This is a genomic window from Aerosakkonema sp. BLCC-F183 (assembly GCF_041929145.1).
In the GTDB taxonomy this organism is placed as follows: domain Bacteria; phylum Cyanobacteriota; class Cyanobacteriia; order Cyanobacteriales; family Aerosakkonemataceae; genus Aerosakkonema.
In genome coordinates, this window is sequence record NZ_JBHFNU010000102.1 from 146,959 (window position 1) to 165,581 (window position 18,623).

13 protein-coding genes are annotated in these 18,623 nt (G+C 45.7%); 3 read left to right on the forward strand and 10 right to left on the reverse strand.

Annotated elements, in window-relative coordinates; genetic code table 11:
- Position 1 precedes the first annotated feature (1 nt).
- Positions 2–844: a formate dehydrogenase accessory sulfurtransferase FdhD gene (gene fdhD / locus ACE1CD_RS29755; RefSeq protein WP_374827083.1), complete on the forward strand. Its 843-nt coding sequence runs from the start codon at positions 2–4 to the stop codon at positions 842–844.
- 13 nt (positions 845–857) lie between these two features.
- On the opposite strand, the gene ACE1CD_RS29760 is transcribed toward fdhD, so the two are convergent.
- Positions 858–1,430, reverse strand: coding sequence for an HPP family protein (locus ACE1CD_RS29760; protein ID WP_374800110.1), 573 nt, complete (start codon positions 1,428–1,430; stop codon positions 858–860).
- 382 nt (positions 1,431–1,812) lie between these two features.
- On the reverse strand, positions 1,813–3,093 hold the full coding sequence (locus ACE1CD_RS29765; RefSeq protein ID WP_374800112.1) for a hypothetical protein: 1,281 nt from the start codon (positions 3,091–3,093) through the stop codon (positions 1,813–1,815).
- Between the two features lie 247 nt (positions 3,094–3,340).
- On the opposite strand from ACE1CD_RS29765, the gene dacB reads away from it, so the two are divergent.
- Positions 3,341–4,867, forward strand: coding sequence for a D-alanyl-D-alanine carboxypeptidase/D-alanyl-D-alanine-endopeptidase (gene dacB, locus ACE1CD_RS29770; RefSeq protein ID WP_374827084.1), 1,527 nt, complete (start codon positions 3,341–3,343; stop codon positions 4,865–4,867).
- Between the two features lie 113 nt (positions 4,868–4,980).
- Here dacB and ACE1CD_RS29775 read toward each other — a convergent pair whose 3' ends face one another.
- From ACE1CD_RS29775 to smc, 6 genes are all read right to left on the reverse strand, one after another.
- Positions 4,981–5,949 carry a Fic family protein gene (locus ACE1CD_RS29775; RefSeq protein ID WP_374800116.1) on the reverse strand — a complete coding sequence of 323 codons (969 nt, stop codon included), beginning with the start codon at positions 5,947–5,949 and terminating at the stop codon, positions 4,981–4,983.
- Between the two features lie 9 nt (positions 5,950–5,958).
- A complete protein-coding gene (locus tag ACE1CD_RS29780) occupies positions 5,959–6,393 on the reverse strand; it encodes a hypothetical protein (protein WP_374800118.1) in 435 nt (144 codons plus the stop codon).
- Positions 6,394–6,414: 21 nt separating this feature from the next.
- The gene (locus ACE1CD_RS29785; RefSeq protein ID WP_374800120.1) at positions 6,415–6,747 is read right to left on the reverse strand and encodes a hypothetical protein; all 333 of its coding nucleotides are present in this window, start codon (positions 6,745–6,747) and stop codon (positions 6,415–6,417) included.
- 2 nt (positions 6,748–6,749) lie between these two features.
- Positions 6,750–7,052: a hypothetical protein gene (locus ACE1CD_RS29790; RefSeq protein ID WP_374800122.1), complete on the reverse strand. Its 303-nt coding sequence runs from the start codon at positions 7,050–7,052 to the stop codon at positions 6,750–6,752.
- Positions 7,053–7,749: 697 nt separating this feature from the next.
- The gene (locus ACE1CD_RS29795) at positions 7,750–8,802 is read right to left on the reverse strand and encodes a PRC-barrel domain-containing protein (RefSeq protein WP_374827085.1); all 1,053 of its coding nucleotides are present in this window, start codon (positions 8,800–8,802) and stop codon (positions 7,750–7,752) included.
- Positions 8,803–8,887: 85 nt separating this feature from the next.
- Positions 8,888–12,628 carry a chromosome segregation protein SMC gene (gene smc / locus ACE1CD_RS29800; RefSeq protein ID WP_374827086.1) on the reverse strand — a complete coding sequence of 1,247 codons (3,741 nt, stop codon included), beginning with the start codon at positions 12,626–12,628 and terminating at the stop codon, positions 8,888–8,890.
- A gap of 166 nt (positions 12,629–12,794) precedes the next feature.
- On the opposite strand from smc, the gene ACE1CD_RS29805 reads away from it, so the two are divergent.
- Positions 12,795–14,927, forward strand: coding sequence for an NACHT domain-containing protein (locus tag ACE1CD_RS29805; RefSeq protein WP_374827087.1), 2,133 nt, complete (start codon positions 12,795–12,797; stop codon positions 14,925–14,927).
- A 78-nt stretch (positions 14,928–15,005) separates the two neighbouring features.
- Here the strand turns inward: ACE1CD_RS29805 and ACE1CD_RS29810 are convergent, their stop codons facing one another.
- Together ACE1CD_RS29810 and ACE1CD_RS29815 are read right to left on the reverse strand one after the other, a co-directional pair.
- Positions 15,006–15,884, reverse strand: coding sequence for a zinc-binding dehydrogenase (locus ACE1CD_RS29810; protein ID WP_374827088.1), 879 nt, complete (start codon positions 15,882–15,884; stop codon positions 15,006–15,008).
- A gap of 358 nt (positions 15,885–16,242) precedes the next feature.
- The gene (locus ACE1CD_RS29815) at positions 16,243–18,462 is read right to left on the reverse strand and encodes a bi-domain-containing oxidoreductase (protein ID WP_374827089.1); all 2,220 of its coding nucleotides are present in this window, start codon (positions 18,460–18,462) and stop codon (positions 16,243–16,245) included.
- Between the last annotated feature and the right edge of the window lie 161 nt (positions 18,463–18,623).

The following is an 18,623-nucleotide window of genomic DNA, read 5'->3' on the forward strand; positions in this document are numbered from 1 at the left end:
TATGAAAGAACTTCGCCAGAGCAAAACTAAAGCTAAAATATGGGTAGTAGAAAACGGCAAAATCCGTTCTCATTCAGATTATCTTGCTACAGAAGAACCCTTAGAAATTCGTTTGGTTGCTGATGGAGTTCGCCGCACTGTAGCTGTCACGATGCGAACCCCAGGTAATGATTTTGAATTAGCTGCGGGTTTTTTATACAGCGAGGGAGTTATTCACAAACGCGAAGATATTCGCCGCATTACTCATTGTGTCGATCGCCAAATAGATATCGAAAATCGCTATAATATTGTCAATGTAGAACTTGCCGCCGACGAATTACCGAATTTGACAAGTTTAGAGCGGCATTTTTATACGACAAGCGCCTGTGGAGTTTGCGGAAAAGCTAGTTTAGAAGGATTGCGATCGCACAATTTTCCCACCATCCCAAACAAACAAAAAGTAACACCAGAAATCCTTTACAGCCTCCCCGAAAAACTTCGCGCATCGCAAGGAGTTTTTGCCGTTACAGGTGGATTGCACGCCGCCGGATTATTCAACATCGAAGGCGAATTATTGGTTGTGCGCGAAGATGTCGGGCGTCACAACGCACTCGACAAACTAATAGGAACAGCTTTACTCGGTGACTATCTGCCATTACATAATAACATTGTCACGGTCAGCGGGCGATCGAGCTTTGAAATCTTGCAAAAATGCCTTGCCGCTGGAGTGCCAATTGTCTGTGCAGTTTCCGCACCCAGCAGCTTAGCCGTAGCACTAGCAGAAGAATTCGGGATAACGTTAATTGGGTTTTTGCGCGGCGAACGCTTCAACGTCTATGCAGGTGTGGAACGCATCCTCACATAGCACAGCCGCGCAATTAAAACCATTGTTTAGGATAATTCTTCCCTGCCACAAGATTATTGAAAAAGACACTGCAAAGCACCAAAACGATCGAACCCGCAAGTACAGGCGTAAACAGAAATTCCCACTCCGCATGAGTCATAATTGCAACTAAAGCAACAGCTCCCGCAGGCGGATGCACAGTTCCAGTCAATTGCATCAAACCAATCGCAGTACCTACTGCAACTGCCATTACCCAAGGTTCCGTTCCCAAAAGATGCAAACAAACTAAGCTGACTAAAGCAGCTAAACAATTGCCGCCGATAATATTGCGCGGTTGCGCTAAAGGACTATCGGGTACTGCAAAAGCGAGTACGCTGGTAGCACCTAAAGGAGCCATAATTAAAGGGTAATGAGTGGCTACAGATAGGTAAGCCAATGCTGCAATACCAAAAAAACCGCCCATATAGGAAAACAGAATCTGTTGCCAAGGAAGTCCTACCCCAAAGGCTGAACTACTGCGATTTCTGAACCGAGATCTATTTTTTCTGCGATCGAGTTTTGGCAGGTAACTAGAGCCAATTGCTCCTCTGGGTAAATAACCTCTCATAAATTTGTTGAACAAATAGACAACTGTTTTCCAAAAAATTGCCAATAAAAACCCTTCGACTCAGAGATATACTCATGAGCCAAAAAAACTCCCACAGTTCTGGAGTCAAGCTTAACGCTTTAGCAAAATCCAGTCTGCTAGGTCGGCTAAGAATTTGTACTTAGTCTAGAATACACCTTAATTATGAAAAAGTGTAGCTTTAACTACAGAATTTTTTTAGATTTAATTTTTACAGGTGCGTTAGATACAGCTGTAACGCGCCATAAGCAGATTGGGTGCGCTAAGCTGTGTTAGCGCACCCTAAAAAAAGATATGAGTTCAATCGATCGCTATTTTGACCGATCGCACCCATACTACCTCCAAGCGATCGGCCAAAAACGTTCTAATTAGAAATCGGCACATTCTTAATTGCGCCAGTCTCTGGAATAAAGATATCCAGAGTATTCGCATTCGGTGGCACTTTTAACCAGACATAAGCATCTACCGACGCACCTGGGCGAATTTCAGATAAAGAGATAGTGCCAGTTGCATTTTGGCGGGGATTAACCGCTTTATACGTTTCGCTAGTAACAGTATTGCGGGCAGTTGTTTCGCCCACAGGTATGAGATTATTTGCCGCTACTTTATCTGCGAGACGGCGAATTCGCATCTGCACATTTACCACATCCCGATTACCAGTTTGCGGATCGGCAACTCGCTTAGCCGAAAGCAATTCTACTTGCGCCTTTGTACCGAATGCTAATTGTTGAAACGCCCCAGATTGAAATTCTACAGTCACTGGAGGAGTTGGCGCTGGAGTGCTGGTAACTGTAGCTGCGACTTGCGGTGCAGGCGTTTTAGGAGATGGATTAACTGAGGAATTGTTAATCCCATTGCTTGCAGTTGTACTGGGAACGATAGTTATTTGCGGTGCAGGCGTTTTAGGAGATGAACTGACTGAGGAATTACCGATATCGTTAGTTACTGTTGGGTTGGGAGTCGCGGTTATTTCCGGTGCTGGCAATCTTGACTCACCAGCGATTGAATTAATATCGGAAATCAGCACATTTCTAAATGCACCTGTGTTTTTGACTAAAATATCAATTGTGTTGATACCTTGTGGCACTTTTAAGGCAACATAGCCATCGACAGGTTGTTCTTTGGACATATTAAACAGAAAAATCGGCCCTGACGATCGCTTCACAGGATCGACGGCTTGGTAAGTTTCACCAGTGATAGGATTGCGGGCACTTGTAGCGCCAAGATTAATAGTTTCACTGCCTACAAAGCCCTTTCCCAGCCGATGAACGCGCATCTGCACATTTACTTCGTCAGGCTTTCCCGGAACTCGCGTCACCGAGATTAACTCTACTTGCGCTTTATTTTCTAAAGCAAACTGCACATAAGGATTTTTTGGCACTTCCACGCTAGCAGATGGAGATGGGGAAGCCGGCGTTTCAGCCGATGGAGTAATTGCAGTCGTGCCTGTGTTAGTTTGTGGATTAGAAGCTTTACTCACCTGCCCGCCTTGCATCGATCGATAAAGCAAAAAGCCACCTGCACCCAAGGCTAAAAGCGCCAGCACAGTCGCCACACCAGCCAAAAAGCTGTTTAAAATGCTACCGCGACGCTGGGGTTCTGCGGTTACTGGGCGTGGGTCACTTTCTCGATTGCGCGTTTTCATAGCAAAAGTAAAATCACGGAAATTTTATTATTTGTTCGCCTATCCTTAATATATTAATAAACCAGGAGTTCCCGGAACCTCCCTCATCAGAGAGAATTTTATTTAGTATGCTTTTTTCTGAGGACTTACGCAAAGCATCTCAATGTCTGGTCAATTGCTGAATAGGCCCCACATTGAGATTGACTGCGTAAGTTCTTTTTATAAAAGATAAACTGAGGCGGGGAACCCGCAGTAGCTGAAAATGCTTATGAATTTTAAAAGGTTTGCAGTCGTTGGCAGATCGATCGCTTTAGCAGTGCTTGTTCTGAGTAGCCAGGTGTGGGTAAGACAACTGAGTGCAAAGGCGCAGTCGCCAACACTTTCCAGTCGAGAAGCATTCGCGTCAAAGCAAGCAGTCAAACAACAAGGTTCTGCTAGGAATATTTGCCCAGCACAGTTAGGTCAAGCTATTGATGCGATCGCGAACCGTCCCGAATACCGCCGCTATCGTTGGGGTATGTTAATTCAAACATTATCGTCATCCCAAATTCTCTACAGTCGCGACGCACAACAATACTTTACACCAGCTTCCAACGTCAAACTATTTACAACCGCAGTTGCTTTAAACCAGTTAGGTTCCCAGTTTCGCATTCGCACATCAGTTTATGGCAGCAATGGCGTTTTGCGCGTCGTCGGACGAGGCGATCCCAGTTTAACAGATGCACAGTTAAAAGATTTGGCACAACAACTCAAACGTCAGGGAATTAGCCAAGTGCAGCAGTTAATTGTGCATGATGATTATTTTCAGGGGCCGATCGTTAATGTTAACTGGCAATGGGAAGATGTCGCATCAGATTATGGCGCACCTGTCAATAGTTTAATTTTAAATCAAAATGCGATCGAGATGACCTTATTACCGCAAAAATTGGGGCAACCTCTCAAATTTACTTGGAACGATCCGTTAGCCGCTTCCCAGTGGCAAGTGGAAAATTACTCAGTAACAGCTAAAAATGGTTCCGAAAGTACCGTTGCCGTAACAGGCGTCCTGGGTAAACCTGTTTTGCAAATCTGGGGTGAATTGGCAGCTAATTCCGAACCGGAGTCTGTTGGTTTAGCTGTACGAGATCCGGCAGAAAACTTTTTGCGGCATTTTCAAACCGCTTTAGAATTAGAGGGAATTAGTATCGCGCAGGCAATGCTTGCACCGAGTCATAAAAGTATAGATCAACCGGAATTAGCAACAGTTGAATCTCCCCCATTATCGCAAATTTTAATAGATACCAATCAACCGAGTAATAATTTGTATGCCGAGGTTTTACTGCGAACGATCGGCGCGATCGAAAAGCCCAATATCCCCAATCAAAATACTGCTGAAATGGGATTAGAAGTACTAAAAAAGACTTTAACTGAAATGGGTGTAGAACCGGAAAGTTACGTTATTGAAGATGGTTCTGGATTATCTCGTCACAACTTAGTCAGTCCGTTAGCTTTGGTACAACTGCTCAAAGCAATGGCACAGTCACCCCAAGCAGAAATTTACCGCGCTTCTTTGCCAGTTGCTGGAGTTAGCGGCACTCTTAAAAATCGCTTTAAAAATACTGCTGCCCAAGGAATTGTGCTAGCCAAAACTGGTACGATGGGTGGTGTATCAACCCTGTCTGGATATGTTGATGTTCCCGGTTACGAAACGGTGATATTTAGTATTATGCTGAATCAGTACGATCGACCGGCGAAAAAGATGCGTCCCGCCATTGATGAAATTGTTTTGTTGCTGAGTCGTTTGCGTCGTTGTTAGGTAAAACATTCCGAGTTTTGGTTGAGCTACAAAACCTCAACAAATACTACAAACAAAGAGCAATTTGATTGTAGGAAAGACCGCTTTTCTGTATTTTTGCTTTTTAGTTAGACTTAATCTGACTTTTGGGAATATTGCTGTAAAATGGCGAGCATATTTTCATAAAAGGGTAGTCCTCGACCCCGACTATCGACGACAGTTGCTAATATTTGTAACGTTTCAATCAGTGAGTCTTGGGCAGCATTGACGATCAAATCGAGTAACGCATCAATACTACCATTTTGTTGTTGTGCTAGTGCGATCGCATCGATATAGGCAGCGCGAACTTGGTTGGAAATCACAACGATGGGGTAGCCACTCTGCAATAATAAAAGATTCATCAATAGCCGTCCAGTGCGTCCATTCCCATCGCGAAATGGATGAATGGAAACAAAGCGAAGATGTGCTTGTGCAGCATACTCTAACGGGTGTAATGATTTAGCGCTAGTTGAATTAAGCCATTGGATAAATTCTGGCATCAAATCTTTCAGTAAATAATGAGGCGGATAAACATATTCAGTTCCAGCCGCTTTTACATCTAATTGTCGATAGCGCCCAGCCTCATCTGGAGCGATTCTTCTGAGAATTAAATTATGAATTTGTTTAATCTCCCATTCCCCAATTAAAGCATCGGATTGCATTAATGTTTCTATATAGTCGATCGCATCCCGATGTCCAATTACTTCCAGATGTTCTCGCAAAGTCTTTCCACCAATAGTAATGCCAGTTTCTAGAACTAACTCAGTTTCGCGCTGCGTGAGAGTATTTCCTTCAATAGCGTTAGAGTGATAGGTGAAACGAACTTCATAGAGTTTTTTTAGTTCCGCCACAACGGTAGGGGGAAGTGGTCGAAAGCTATCAAGCCAACTTTTGAGGGTATCAATCTGTTGCAGCTTTTCAGAAAGATTCATTGCTGATGAAAATGCCAAATGCTGATGGAGGATTTGGTCTAGACGTTTAGGATACAGTTGCACTAACATCGTCATCAAGTTATCATAAGCTTGATGAGCGATCGCGGGTTGATTAGCTAGGAAGGATGGCATGATTTCAGTTTAGCCTATTATCTCTATCAATTGGGTTAGATCGACATCTTCTAAGGGATTCGGCAAACGGTTAATAAAATCTAGAGGTAGACTGCGATCGCTATTTGCCAGAATTGCGCTAGCTTCTGTGGCAATTGGCTCGGCGGGATATAATTTCAAAATGCGATCGATAATTTTTTGTTCAAAAGCTCTTTGATTGCGATCGCCTTCAATATTAGGCTGTTTTTCCAGCACAGCGTAAAGCACTCGCAGATTGTCAGGCGCTAATTCCCTAGCACGTTCTAAAAAAGATCCATCTAACTCTTCAATTGTCGCACAGGAAACCCATTGCGCTAGTGAATGAGCTAAAAGCAGTAATTCAATGGGTACGTTACCTCTATTACAAAGTTCGCGAAGTGCCAGATAACCACCATTTTCGATATCAAATTTTTGGCAGAGTCTCATTAGCAGATTTTTGCTATTCAATCAATGCTCAACAAGCAAATATTCCCCAAACTCTTCATCCGTTTCCAGAAATTGCGTCACCTGGGAAAACCAATCTGTAATCAATTCCTCTGGAAATTCAATTTTCGTAGACTGAAAATCGGTAACCAAACACTCCCATTGTGCAGCCACATCATAAAGCACCTCGCGGAGAAAATTGGCCGATCGAGTTTCATCATCTTTCCCCGATCCTTCCATCAAATACCAATATTGCTCATCCGACCATTCCGCGAGAGCTTTGCTAGTTAAGGTGTGGTTGGCAAACTGAGCTAACCTTTCCTTGAATTCTCTTAGGATACCTTTAACTTGTGCCATTTTTATGGTCTTCTGTTTATTTCCTTGCCAGTTTGCGGGTCAATTTCAATATGGCCCAAATCTATAGGTCGCTTCGGATGAACCTGAACGACTCTATTTTGGCTATCATAACTCTCATACCACGTCCTAGTCACTTCCCCAGTGGTAGAATCTACCTCCAGCACCATTCGCGCTCCTGCCGTTGGGCCAGGGTTTTTGGCGGGTTTGAATTTGTCGTAGTAACGGATGCAACCATTTTCTAAGATTTTGAAGAAATCATACTTGGCGGCTCGGCGCGAGTGTTCTGGTACAGTGGTTAAATCCATTTAATTTTTCCTTATAATAAATAGTCAGCTTGGCGAATAGCTTCGTAAGCTTGAGGAGTATATTATTCCCAAAAAGTGAAATTTTCTATTAGTTTTTAATTCGTTGGATGCGGTAGTCTTAAGCTATTTTGTTATATTAAAGGCTTCAAATATGAGAATGTGTGTAAGTTGCGGGTGATGTTTCCATGAATCTCGTTAGGAGAGCGAGCTATAAAGAGCGATCGCATTTTGAGCATTTTGGGAAAGTGCGATCGCTATTTACGCAAAGTTAGGCACTTGCACTGGACATTCAACCGCCAAGCTTTTACGATTGAATTTAATGCGATCGTAACCTTTTATGCTATCAGCAAAACCAGGGACAAAAGGCGTATGTGTACCTATACAAAAGGTACTGGAAATAGCCTATCCTATCCACTTGTTGTAGCATTGGTGATTTAAACTGAGTAGGGGCATCTCAGGATCGTAATTTGACCTGCGGTACTTCTACGCTGAGCAGATGCCACTTGTAGGCTGACTATAAAATGATTAAAATAGTTATAACTCGGTAGCAATACCGGGTTTTTTCCCATAGGCCGGAAAATACTATTGTGCGATCGCATCCCAACTTCAACATGATTACATCCATCAGCATTGAAGGTTTCAAAAGTTTAGAAAAAGTGCTTAAAAATAGTAGGGTGGGCATTGCCCACCCTACAACTTAGTACCGATCTTCTTCTTCGTATTCTGGAGTCTTTGTTCTTTCCGGTATATTCACCTTGGGAGCTTTGTAGGGCTTGGGTGCTTCGTCGTCAGCCCAAACATCTTCCTCCTCTTCCTCGTCTTCGTATTTATCCTGATATTTTTTGTTGTCATAACGCGGTGGAGGTTCGGGTGTCGCATACGCTTTTCTGGCGGCGTAGTTGTTGCGCGTTTGCGATGCTTCGCTCCAGTTTTCTTCTTCTTCTATATCTTCTTCATCGTAGTAGGCTGGTTCTGGTGGGGGCGCGGCTTTACGCAGGGGTTGTGCTTGACGCACAGGTTGTCGGGGTGCGGGTTCTTCCCATTCGTCTTCGTCCCAGGTTTCTTGGGCTACCGGTTTGGCTCTGCGGATGGGCTCGGCTTTTTGGAGGGGAACGCCTGGGCCGAGTTGCTTATCGGCACCGATCGTGGTAGGTCTGTAGTATTCTTCGTCTTCTTCCCGTTCCCAAGGCGCTCTACCAATACCCAAGCGCTCCATCACACCGACGGTCAGCTGCACGAGTCGGTCTTCGGCTCCTTCAAATACGATCAAACGATTCGGGCCACTGCTGACAATTTCGTCGATCGGCAGTTCGTAGGTGCTGATAGTCTCAAAACCGCCGATGCGATCGGGTATTTGCGGAACACCCAAAGACGCGATAATCAGAGATGTTAGTTTTCCAGTTTCCGGCTCAAACTTGAAACTCCGCACCCTCCCCAACATTTCGCCGGTTTCTGTGATCACTTCGCAATTGATCAGGGTGTTGTAAGCTTCTACGTCTACGTCGTCTTCCAGAACGGTATCATCATCAACTTGGATAACGTCGCCGATTTGAGTGATGCGACTGAGGAGCATAAATCGCGGTACGCTGCCAATAGAGATGATGCTATCTCGCAGACCTACTGCCACAACCTCCCGCTGGTCGATATCTACCCACAGTTGGCTCACCACCCCAAGGCGCTTCGCCTTATCGAGGGTGATGACCTGCATTCCTAATATGTCTGAGCGTTGACGGATTTGTTCAGATGTCATTATGTGTCCCGAACCTGGGTCTCGAACCCTGTTACAATACTTATCTTAATTATTCACATTGTCAATTGGCTGACTCAGGCAAGCTTCAGGACTGCAATTTTATGCCTAAAACTTGGGTGTAAGCTCCCCTAGCTTGGGTAACACCGATGACGCGCTCAGCCGATTTAACCATAGGGCCTTTGTGACTGACTACAATAAACTGTGCTTGGCTTGCCTGTTGTTTGATCATTCTAGCCAATCGCTCGACATTTGCTCCATCCAAAAACATATCGACTTCATCAAACGCATAGAAGGGTGAGGGACGGTAGCGCTGCAAGGCAAAGATAAAGCTCAGTGCTGTCATGGATTTTTCGCCGCCAGACATGGAGGCGAGGCGCTGTACGGGTTTGCCTTTCGGGTGTGCGACGAGGTTCAAACCGCCGGAAAATGGGTCTTCCGGGTTATCGAGGGTTAAACTGCCGTCCCCTTCGGAAAATTCGGTAAAAATAGCTTGGAAGTTTTCGTTAACGGCGTCGAAGGCTTCTTTAAAAGCGCGGAAACGTAAGGTGGTGAAGTTTTCGATCCGCAATAGGATTTCGGTGCGTTCTTGTTCCAGGGTAGCTAGTTTCTGAGTTAGTTCATCCAGGCGATTTTGAGTGCGATCGTACTCTTCCAGAGCTAGCATATTGACGGGTTCCATTGCTTGGAGCCGTTTTTGGATAGTACGCATCTCTTTTTGCAGTTCTTCCAAATCCACTTTTTCCGGTACTGTGGGCATGGGGTCGGGTAATTCTGCTTGTCTGGTTTCCCGTTGCGCTTGCACCGTTACCAGTTCCTCCCGCCGAGTGGTTTGGGTTTCCTGGAGTTTCTGCAATTCCCATTCTACTTGTTGTTGAGATTGACGTAACTCGCGCAGGTGATTTTCAGTGCGATCGCGTTCTTTTTTCTCATCTCCCAATTTTTTCTCTGCCTCAGTCATCGACGCCTGAGTTTGCGCTATCTGTTCGTTTATCGCCGCTAACTGCGTGCTAACTGTTGATTGTTGCGCGTTAACATTTCCTTGCAGATTGTGATATTCTTCCCCGCGCCGATGACAATCTTGGATTTTTTCTTGCAAGCGTTGCTGTTGATTTTCCAAATCTTTTAAACGTTGTTCGGCATTGCGAAAATTTTGTTCCCTTTCTCGCAATTCTGCTTCCTGGATTTTGATCGTCGCTTGGATTTGTTGCCACTCGCTATGAGTTTGGGATTGTTCCAATTCTGCCAAACTTTGTCTGAGTTCCGCCAATCGTATTTCTTGCGTCGGTAATTCCCTATCCAAAGATTCCAGACGAGTTTGGGCGTTGGCAAGTTCTTGGTTATTCTTAGAAAGGAGCGATCGCGCCTGTTCCATCTGCGCGTTTAAATTTTTGATTTCTTTCTGCAATTGTTCAAAATGCAATTCTTGTTCCCGCCGTTGTTGACGTGCTTCTGTTAATTGGTGAGACAATTGTTTTGTCTTGATCGACAGAGAATGAATCGCCTCACCGCAGCGTTCCAAAACCATCTCAATTTCGTGTAACCGATTTCTCAATGCCGTTGCTTCCGCCGACTCAGAAGGATCGCCAACACCGAAATGCAAAGCCGATTTTTGGCTGATACTACCGCCAGTCATCGCACCGCTAGTTTCCAACAATTCCCCATCTAACGTGACAATGCGATATTGTCCCAGATAAACGCGAGCTGCATCGATCGTTTCAAATACAACCGTTCCGCCAAAAACATAAGCGAAAACATTTCGATAGCGGTTGTCGTATTCGATCAGATTAACGCAATAATCGATAAATCCATTCGCATATTTCAAAGCAGTTGCTTGATGGAATGGCGGCGGTTGAATTTTGTTCAACGGTAAGAAGGTGACTCGACCTGCGCGTTTTTGTTTGATCAATTCAATTCCCGCCGCAGCAACGCCATCATCTTCTACTACTAAATTTCCCAAACGCGCACCCGCCGCCGTTTCCAGCGCTAATTGAAAGCGCGGTTCGACTCTACCCAATTGGGCAACCAATCCGCAAACTCCCGGCAATCCAGATTGTTGAATAACTTGAATCGCGTAAGTTCCTTGCGCTTCTTGTTGCGCTTGCGCTTGTGCTTCCAATTTATCTAATTGTCGTTGTTTATCGCGTTGTTCTTGCAAGAGACGTTTTTGAGTTTCTTGCTGGATTTGCAATTCTTGTTCTGCGGCGGTGAGAGATTGCGCTAACGATTGAACTGTGTGGGAAGATTCTGATAGTTGAATTTCCCAATCAGCAGCTAGAGATTGTTTGGTAGTCAGTTGCGGTTCGATGGATAGTAATATTTGACTTTGTTCGTCTATCTGCCGACATAAATTAGTGTAGCGCTCTCGCAGTTGGGCTTGTTCCGTGCGCTGCGGATCGATCGCTTGCAGGATAGTTTCGATTTGGCGACTGAGGGCGGTTTGTTGCTGTACCCAAGCTTCCGATGCAGATGCGATCGCACTCGCATTTTCCCGACTTTGGTTTAATGCTTGTTGCGTTTCCTCCCGTGCAGCAGCTAAATAATATAGTTGTCCTCCAACAGTTTCTTGTTCCTGACTTAATTGCTCTAAATTTTGTTGATGTTGTGCGATTTCGCGATGAGTTTCCTGCAAACGCCTTTCCGTTTCTTGGGCAGATGTTTTCAATTCCCTCACTTGACGTTCTAGCTGACGCTGTTCCGCTTGTTGCGTAGCGAGAACAGATTGCAAAGATAGTAATTCCTCTTCTCCCAAAGCTTTAACGCGAGCGTTCAAATCTTCCAGTTGCGCTGTAGTTCGCTCAATTTGTAAGTTAAGATTATTTAGTTGTTCGTTAAGTTGATGATAATTGCGATCGCCTGCTTCGATCGATTCTCTGAGATGCCATTCCTGTTGTTGCAGAGAACGCCAAGCCAGAACAATTTCCCACTTTTCTTTTTCCTGAAGTTCGCCGCGAAGTTTTTGGTATTTTTCTGCTTTAATACGATCTTGAGAAAGACGATCGCGCTGTGCAACCAATTCCTTTTCCACAATCCGACAGCTATCTTCCTTTTCCCGCACCGTCTCCAAAGTTCCCTTCGCCTGGGAAATTTTGCGATCGAAAGCCGCCACACCAGCCAACTCATCAATAATCTCGCGACGTTCCCGCGAATTCATCGAAATAATGCTGGTCACATCCCCTTGCAGCACCACATTATAGCCTTCTGGATAAATCCGCAAACGTTCTAATTGTTCGTGCAGTTCCCCAACCGTACAAGTTTGACCGTTAATGTAATAAGTCGAAGTGTAACTGCCTTGCTTCGTCACCCGCAACCTACGGGTAACACTCCATTCCTTCGATTTTGGATTTTGGATTTTGGATTTTGGATTTTCCTGCTGTTCTCCTGTTTCCGCAAGCGGAACAGATGCGCCATTTTGTGCGCCTATTTCACTCCCCTCTCCTTGACTCCCCTCCGCTTGACTCCCCTCTCCTTGACTCCCCTCTCCTTGACTCCCCTCCCCGTCTAACGGGGAGGGGTCGGGGGTGGGGTTCCCATCTTCTGTAACATCCTCTCCCAATCCCGCTTCATCGCTCAAATCGAAAGTCACAGTAACAATAGCTTCCGCAGCACCGCGCTGCATTTGGTTTTGGTTAACCAAATCCGGGAGGCGTTCCGCACGCATACCCCTGGAACTGGCGAGTCCCAGACAAAACAGCAGCGCATCCAGAATATTCGATTTTCCCGATCCATTTGGCCCAGTAACTACAGTAAACCCCGGCAGCACGGGAATCTGGACAGTACCGCCGAAAGATTTGAAGTGAGTGAGTTCCAGGCGCTTGATATGAACCATAGGCGCTGGTTTAGGTATGGAAGTACAAGTGTATCAGCGATCGTTCCTCACAGGTTAGCACAGACATAAAGGCTCAAACATACCATTGTATTCCGCAACGCTGTGGATGCGATCGGCTTGCTAGATTAGCAATAATACTCCCCTGCCTTTGGTATTTCCGCCATATATGCCAAACATTGACCTCTTAAACCTACTACTTTTAGTGCTGGGCGTCCTTCTAACCGCTAATATGGCACTTTTGCCAAATCTATTTGACCCACAAAAATCACGACGTAGGAAATTGTTAATTTTTGGGTTACTAGCAATCTTTGCATTTTTAGTTGCTGTGGGGAGTGCGTTGCTTACTACACCAAAGGCTGAGCAAAATGCAGATTGGATTCAGAAGGTTTACTGGACTCTAGGCTTAGGCTACACCTTGGCGTTGCCAACAATGTTATATTTGCTCATCACCAGGGAGAAAGCCGAAACCCCGTCGCCTCGCAATCAGCTGCTAAAAGCTGTCCGGGATGAAGTGGCGCAGCGGTTGGAAGTTTCTCTGCACAATCAAAAAATGATTGATTTGGCGACGAAAGAGTTACCCCACCATGTCGGGGAAAGTTCGATTTCGACAGTCAATCCAGACAAACGACAGCCGATAAATTGGATTGAACAGCCAGTTAGGTGGATGTCGCAATTCTTAGGAAAAATTGATAATGGGCAAGATGTCCATCCCGCAGACGAAAAAATTATTGATGTTTTTAAGCGCAAAGAGGGCAAGTTACTTATTTTAGGTGAACCTGGTGCTGGCAAAACCACAACGCTGCTCGATTTGGCGAAAGATTTGTGCGCGGAAGCAACAGAAAACGAGAATCAACCCATCCCGATTTTGTTTGACCTTTTTTCCTGGAAAGATAACCGTCAATCGCTGACTGAATGGTTGGCGGCGGAACTGAAAACTAAATATGGTGTCCGCGCCGATATTGCCAAAGCGTTGCTGGATGAGCATCAGCTATTACCGTTTTTAGATGGTTTGGATGAACAGGAAGAAACGCGACGAGTCAGTTGTCTTCGACAAATTAATGAATTTCTGGAGACAGACGCAAGGGCGCAGCATTTGGTAGTCTGTTCTCGCCTGAAAGAGTTTGAAAATTGTAGAATTCCATTGCGGCTGAATGGTGCGGTTTGTTTGCAACCGCTGGAACAAACGCAAATGCAAAAGTATTTTCGTGAAGTAGGCTGTTTCAATCTGTGGGATGGTATCAATAACGTCCCCGATTTGTTGGAGTTAGCTAAGTCGCCCCTGCTGCTCACTATCATGGCGTTAGCATCCGATTCTATCTCGATTTCAGATTGGCAAAAGTGCAATACTTCCGATGAGCGTCAGCGCTATTTGTTTGATAAGTATATTGAGCAAATGTTTAAGCGAGAGATTAAGCGGAAACTTGAACCACGTTACTCCCAAGAAAAGGAGCCAAGTGAAGGAGAAACTGGTAAATGGCTCCGTTGGCTAGCAAAAGAGCTAAAGGATAAGAATCAGACCGAGTTTTTGATTGAAAAAATGCAGCCTATTTGGTTAGAGAAGAGCTATCACAGGTGGATATATGGGATGATTGTTGGGCTAATTGTTGGGCTAATTGTTGGGCTGACTGTTTGGCTAATAGGCTATCTGACTTTAGGTTGTATTTCTGGTTTGCTTTTGGGTTTAACTGTTAGTTTCAGTGAAACAATAAAACCTGTTCATACCTTAAAATGGTCTTGGCAAAACGCAATACCAAGAGGGGTGATATTTTGGGTAACAATTGTCAGCTTAATATATGCACTAATTTCTGGAATGAGCGCTGGTTTAAATTATGGGCTAATTAATGGATTAGCTTTTGCTTTAATTCCTTGGCAATTTGTCATAGTTACTTTTGTGCTTAGCGGTATGCTGATAGAATTTAAAGAAAAAGCTATAGCCATCCCTAATCAAAGTATTAAAAGATCAGCTATAAATGCAGCTATTATAATCTTAGTTTGTTTTCTTTTATTGGCTGGAAGCATTTTCATATTCAACTTGGGGAAACCGCAAACCGCGCGATTGGAATGGATACTTATGTTTGAGCTTATTCTTGTGCTAATGGCTGCTATGGTTTTTGGTGGCTTAGCTTACATTCAACACTTCACTTTGCGCCTTATTCTTTGGCAACATGGCGATATTCCCTGGAACTATGCCAAATTCCTCAACTACGCCTCAGAGCGACTTTTTCTGCAACGAATAGGCGGACGTTATCGCTTCATCCACGAGTTGCTGCGAGAGCATTTTGCCCAAATGTCACAATGATAATTAACTTCCTGTGTTCCGATCGCATGAAGCGCATCTTATGCGATCGCACTTATGTTATTCATTTTCGTAATCTTTTCAACTTTCCCAATCAAGCACGACAGTTAATGAAGTTGACGAAGTGCTATTTGCAGTAGCTTCAGACGCCTTGACTCGCTCTCCGATTATCCCCTCCGGGCGATAGCGTCCTGCTTGTGCGAGGCGTAGCAAACGACCTGCATCTGTGACCCACTGCTGACCCGGTTCCGTCTGCGGTTGGGGCCCAAGAAGAGTACGACCGGGAGAATGAATACTATGATACAGGTCGATCGCACCCGCAGGCATAGAAGCAAGCACCAGCACGCGAGCTTCCTTGCGGCATTTCGGCAATATTGCTTCCACCAGTCCCGCTTCGTTTCCGGTAACAAATACAACATCCGCTCCCCCGCGACTGCTGCCCTGAACCAAAGCTTCCGGCCATCCCGGTTCCTCTGGAGAAGCAACCCGTCCAGCACCGAGCTTTTCTGCATAGGCGCGTCGCGATTCGCGGGCATCCAAAGCGCTGAGGTTTCCCGCACCTCCCAAGCGGCTGGTAGAAACCAGCAATAGACCGTATAAATTAAGACCTAGAACAACGGCGTGAACTCCGATTTCAAAATTGACTCGCCGCATTGCCGCTAACGCCGGTGCAGCAATACCTGCTAGGAGTGCGGCATTTTCGTCGGTTCCCGCTTCTAGGGGCAAACAAGCTGCTGCCGATACGCTACATTCAGGAGCGTTGTTGCCTGGAGCCAAGACGAGGGAATCGACAGCGACGCCTTGTGCGGTAGACTCGATAACGCGACCGATAACGGGAATTGGTAATAGGGAATTCGCTTCTGATTGGGGATTTGTCAAATCGAGAAGGCTTCGCACAACTCGCAAGCGAACGCGAAGAGAATCTGCAATCTTATGGGGTGATTCCTGAGTGTAAAGCAAAATTTTTGTTCTCCTAAATGTTAAAAACGTCAATGAAATTTTGAGAACCCAGTCAAAAGTCGTAGGGGCGGGTTTAGTCAATAAATCCAATAACGAGTTTATGGTTGTAGTACAAAACCCGCCCGTACAAAGTCATCGTGTCCGGTAGCATTGGTAGTATATGAATAATTTCCTGGATTGTCTGTGGGAATCATTAGTTAAAATTTCACCGCAGATGTAGAAAGATGAACGCAGATAAACGCAGATAAGATCGCGAATTTTTGGAGTAGGTTTTAGGTTGGGCTTTTGCAAGGCGCAACCCAAGGATTTCTGTCCTAACAAGTTGGGTTGAGTAACGAAACCCAACCTACAAGTATTGCTATGTGTGGTTAAAATTCTCGACTACAATTGGTTGTTGTTTTTGCGCGGAAGCGTAAGCAGCTTCGATTATTCGCTGCACCGCCAATCCATCTTTGCCAGAAACTTCTGGTTCTTTACCAGCGCGAACTGCTTCGGCAAATCGCTCTACAAAAATTTGGCGTTCTATCGGTGGGGGAAGGTTTTTTACTTCGTGCCAACGGTTGGCGCTATAGCCATCAACTGTACGTTGAGAGCAGAATTTCAGAATTGGGCGCAGGATAATCTGACCGTCGGAACCCCACAAACGCTCTTCATCCATCCTCGCACCGACAACGTGAGTAGAACCGCAAAGAGTGCCAATACCACCACCTTCATACTGATAAGTTGCCGATACAATATCTTCTACTTCAACTGGGTGAGTAAGGGTGGCGTATTCGGCAAAAATATGTTTGACTTCCAATCCAGTTAAATGTCGAAAATAATCGAGAGTGTGGCACAAATTCATAATTAAAACGCCTCCTCCCGCTTTTTCCCGCGAACCGCGCCAGTCTGTTTTTACTCGTCCGGTAAAACCAACTGTCCAGTACGATTCGTTGCGAACTTGTCCGAAGGTAATTGATGTACCTAAGATGCGCCCAACTGCACCTTTTTCGATCAGTTCTTTTGCCCGCATTAGCTGGGGACTGTATCGCTGGCAATAACAAACTGAGAGGATAGCACCAGTTTGCTGTGCGACTTCCAGCATTTTTTCGCAGTCGGCGACGTTGTTTGCCATCGGCTTTTCGACGATGACCTGCTTGCCAGCTTTCATGGCTTGGATGGCCATTGGCGCGTGCAGGTGATGGGGAACGGCTAGAAAAACGGTTTCTACTTCTTTATTTGCTAATACTTCTTCAAAATTGGTGGTGTAGGGTGCTTCGTGCAGCGCCGCTAGTCGCTTTGCCAGTTTGATATCGAGATCCATTGCGTGAACGATGCTGGTATTCGGTGCGGCTTTGATGGCTTTGGAGTTTTGCACGGCAATTTCGCCACAACCAACCATTGCCATTCGCAGGGGTGGGGTTTCTGCTCTTGGCCCAGGAATAATGGGTGCTGGTGACGGTTCCGGTTGTTTCTGTAACTTGGCGACGATCGATGTTGTTAAACTCTGGGTGAGGATCTGCGGTGTCCAGTCTCCCGGTTTGTCCCAGCGGATCAGTACGCCGATCGAACGATCGCCTTCTTTTGCCAGCTGCTGATACATTTGGGGAAGACTGGGCGGTTCGACTCGATCGGTAATCAAATCGTCAACAGCTAGCCGTCCATCTGCAATCAGGTTCAACACTGCACCCCACTCTGCCCCTCGCATCGGCCATTGATAGCCTGGAAATGTGGATGATTTGGGGTTGGTGGCGAAGTGCCCTCCTATCAGTACCGCTCCTTTTTGATGTAGCGCTGTCAGCAAGTTTGGATCTTCGGTTACGCCTCTGGTGCTGCCCACCAGAATGATGCGTCCGCCCGGTCGTACTGCTCGGATGGCATCGCCGATCGCTTCTGGCACTCCCGTCAGTTCTATTACCACATCGGCAGCTACTTTGTCAAGGGCTTCTGGGTCTTCTGCGGTGGCGATCGTCAGGTCTGCACCGCTACGCATCGCTGCTTCTAAACGCTGTTTGGTGCGAGCGATGGCGATAATCGGATAAGCGCCTGCGATCGCGGCCAATCTGAGGGTGAGCTGTCCGATCAATCCCGCGCCCAAGACGGCGACGGACTCTCCCGGTTCTGGGTGGGCCCTGCGAAATCCTTGCAGTGCGATCGCGCCAATGGTGGTGAAAACAGCCCTTTCTGGAGGTACGTCCTCTGGCAAGCGCATCACTTTCTCATCCGGGACAACTGCTAGACTGGCGTGGGGTGCCCAAGCCACAACCATATCGCCAGACTGAACGCTGCTTCCCCGTCCCGACATCAGCACGCTACCCACAAAGCAGTAGCCCGGTATGCGGGGAAAATTACCAAGGGTATTGGGCAGATCCAGATAGCTGGCGCGTTCTGTTCCGGGGCTGACAAGGCTGCACGTTGCTTTGAGTAGCACTTCCTTAGTTGAGGGGGGCTTTAGTTCAATTCGTTCCAGGGTTGCTTTCTCTTTGCTCTTAAACTGAACGCCCGCACCGCGCACTACTGTTGTTGGCCCGAATTTGGCTTCTAGTTTTTGCTGGATGCGATCGCGAGTTGACTCCAAAAATTCCAATGGGCTTTTCATCAAAATTTACCTTGCCAGCTTACATAAAAGGCTTTTTTAGTTAGTCTTGATATTTATTTTGCTCTGCTACATTGTAATATATGTCTAGATCTAATCAAAATTTAATTATTTTCAATTTGCTATAATTAAACCCAAAATAACTATATTAACAAAACTGCTGA